4 protein-coding genes and 1 pseudogene are annotated in these 2,542 nt (G+C 47.4%); 3 read left to right on the top strand and 2 right to left on the bottom strand.

All coding sequences use genetic code 11. The features are described 5' to 3' along the window. Positions 1-947: pseudogene (locus BN93_RS13260) on the top strand (DNA methylase); the annotation flags it as partial. Between the two features lie 75 nt (positions 948-1,022). Here the strand turns inward: BN93_RS13260 and BN93_RS13255 are convergent. Together BN93_RS13255 and BN93_RS13250 are read right to left on the bottom strand one after the other, a co-directional pair. Then, entirely contained in the window at positions 1,023-1,343 is a 321-nt protein-coding gene (locus BN93_RS13255) for a helix-turn-helix domain-containing protein (RefSeq protein ID WP_044260816.1), read from the bottom strand. Continuing rightward, positions 1,327-1,680 (bottom strand): helix-turn-helix domain-containing protein, encoded by a 354-nt coding sequence (locus tag BN93_RS13250; RefSeq protein WP_004362427.1) that lies wholly within the window; start codon positions 1,678-1,680, stop codon positions 1,327-1,329. Before BN93_RS13250 ends, BN93_RS13255 begins: the two co-directional genes overlap by 17 nt. Positions 1,681-1,901: 221 nt before the next feature. On the opposite strand from BN93_RS13250, the gene BN93_RS13245 reads away from it, so the two are divergent. Together BN93_RS13245 and BN93_RS13240 are read left to right on the top strand one after the other, a co-directional pair. Then, positions 1,902-2,180, top strand: coding sequence for a helix-turn-helix domain-containing protein (locus tag BN93_RS13245; RefSeq protein WP_004366619.1), 279 nt, complete (start codon positions 1,902-1,904; stop codon positions 2,178-2,180). A gap of 37 nt (positions 2,181-2,217) precedes the next feature. Continuing rightward, entirely contained in the window at positions 2,218-2,520 is a 303-nt protein-coding gene (locus tag BN93_RS13240; RefSeq protein WP_004366620.1) for a helix-turn-helix domain-containing protein, read from the top strand. The last annotated feature ends 22 nt before the right edge of the window (positions 2,521-2,542 follow it).

The following is a 2,542-nucleotide window of genomic DNA, read 5'->3' as shown; positions in this document are numbered from 1 at the left end:
AGTATGTCGCCATCCTCTCCGGAAATACCGACCTGCTGGAAAAGGCAAAGTTGGAAAAGAAGATTGCCGGTTTGGACAGTGAACGGCAGGCGTTCATTCGCAGTAAGTCATCCTCCCGAGGCCGATTGGACGAAGTTATGAGAACGGTGGACGGAAACAAGGAATTGATAGCCCGTTTCCAAAGCGACTGGGACTTGTACCAAAGTCGTGTACAGAAGGATAAGGAGGGCAATATCCTCAACCCGATAACACTCAAAGGGGTGGAAGGAAGCGACCCGAAACGCATTGCCGCCAAGCTTGCGGAAATCAACGAGAAAGCCTGCACACGGGGAGAGTATTTCAATATCGGAACACTCTACGGATTTAATCTTGTGGTCAAGACGGAGTCCTCCTCCAAAGACCTTTTCGACCTTTCACAGAACAAGTTCTTCGTGATGGGAGAAAGTGGAATGAAGTACAGTTACAACAATGGTAGGATTGCGGCAGACCCGCAACTCGCCTGCATGAATTTCCTGAACGCCTTGGAGAAGATACCCGGCTTGATTGAGAAGTTTAAGGCGGACACGGAAAAGATAGCCAAGGATATTCCGGTTTTGCAGGAGGTCGTGAACGGATCTTGGAAGAAGGAAGAGCAGCTCAAAGACCTCAAAACGGAACTCGCTGCCCTTGACCGCAAGATACAGCTCTCTCTAAAACCCATCGAGCAGGGAGAGAGTGAGCAAGAAGGAACGGAGGTGATGCAGGACGGCGAAGGAAAGGCGGAAGAATTGGAACGGTCGCGTCCGATTGAGCCGACTGTCGCCGCCCCCTCCGTCAGCACCTCTGCGGCTCAAACCGACAGACCGTTGGAAAGCAGCGGGCAGAGTATCTCCGCTACACAGCCCGCAATGGACGGACTACCGCCGTCTTTGGCAGAAAAGGTGTTTATCGTCAGACCGAAAATGTAATCTGTAATTCAAGCAGCAGCCCCCGACTTGTCATTACGACAAAACGGGGGCTTTGCTGTTGCGATCAATCCAAAATTACGTGTCTTTGGGCACTCTCTTCCTCTTGCGTTTGAGGTTCTCCGTAAAGTGGGTTTGCATAAAGGCAAGGATTTCCGATTCCAAATACCACGTCTTGTGGTAAACGATGTGGAAAGGAAGTGTACCCGATGCCCGATAACGTTGCAAGGTGCGCTTGCTGATTTGGAGCATCAGACAAACCTCTTGGTTATCCAGCAGCGGTTCTCCATCTATCATCGGACGTTGGGGTATGTCGGCAGTCGTCTGTTTCAAGTCATCGAAACGCTTCATGATGCGTTCCATCCATTCAAGGAAAGTCTCTCTATCCAATAGTTCCATTCTTTATCCTCCTGCTTTTAAGTTCGAAGTTATGCCGTAGCTCTTTCAGATTTTGAGGATTGCAGTACAGGCTCTTGTTCCGTATTGCCTTCTCGATGTCATGCAGGTCGTAGTAGCAACGCCCATAAATCATCTTGTAGCTGATTCTGTCCGTACTGCGCATACGCTGAAGGGTACGCTTGCTGATACCGAGGATCTCGGCTAACTCATCGTTGGTAACAAGGCGGTTTTCGTACTCTATCTTTGCCTTTTCCTCTTTCTCTACATAACGGAGGATTTTCTCTATCTTGCCCATCAGTTCGTGGTAGGCTTTACTTTCAATTGTTATGACATCCATGACGCTTTGAATTTGATTATGCTGCAAAGTTCGGGAGTTAAAACCGTCCGGATTGTATGCTAAATATGTACTGAATAGAGATTTTTCTGCCTGATTCCAAAAGCCATACGACAAAAGCATCCATATCGAAGCCACAAGTACGCAATAAAGGAAATGCTGGTCTTGAATACTTACGCCATAAGTACATTTGCACAAAGTGTAAAATTAAAACAGACAAGGATATGGAAGTAATTACAATCGAGAAGAAAACGTATGAAACCATGATGGAACGTTTTCGTATTTTGGCTACAAAAGTCGATGCCCTGTGTCGGGAAAGTGATGAAAGACGTATGGGCAGATGGCTGGACAATCAGGATGTCTGTCAAATCCTGAACATCAGTTTGCGTACCTTGCAGACCTACCGTAGCAACCGAATGCTGCCCTATACTCAAATAGGGTATAAGATGTTCTACAAGCCGGAGGATGTCGGGAAACTGCTCGAACAATCCTCCGCTTTATGACCAATGAATAGTATCACCACTAAATCCGATGTAAAATATGGACAACGATGTAAAGACCAAGAACAACGAAGAGATTGCGCACTTTCTTAACGCGAGCGACCGCATGATAAAGGGGATAGATGTCCTGCGGAAAAAGAACAGACCTCTGCTTAACGGGCATCGCTATCTGACGGACGATGAACTGTCCCGCCTGTTGCATATCAACCGGCGCACGTTACAGGATTATCGCAACATGGGAAGAATCTCCTTTGTCAAGTTAGGCGGAAAAGTACTCTACCGGGAAGAAGATGTGGAAAAGCTGTTGCAGGAGAATTACCGTCCTCGGTTTGAGAAGCCTTGACGGAGAAACAGGCAGTAAGAAT

Source organism: Prevotella conceptionensis 9403948, assembly GCF_000312305.1.
In the GTDB taxonomy this organism is placed as follows: Bacteria; Bacteroidota; Bacteroidia; order Bacteroidales; family Bacteroidaceae; genus Prevotella; species Prevotella conceptionensis.
This window is presented reverse-complemented; position numbering and strand designations above follow the sequence as displayed.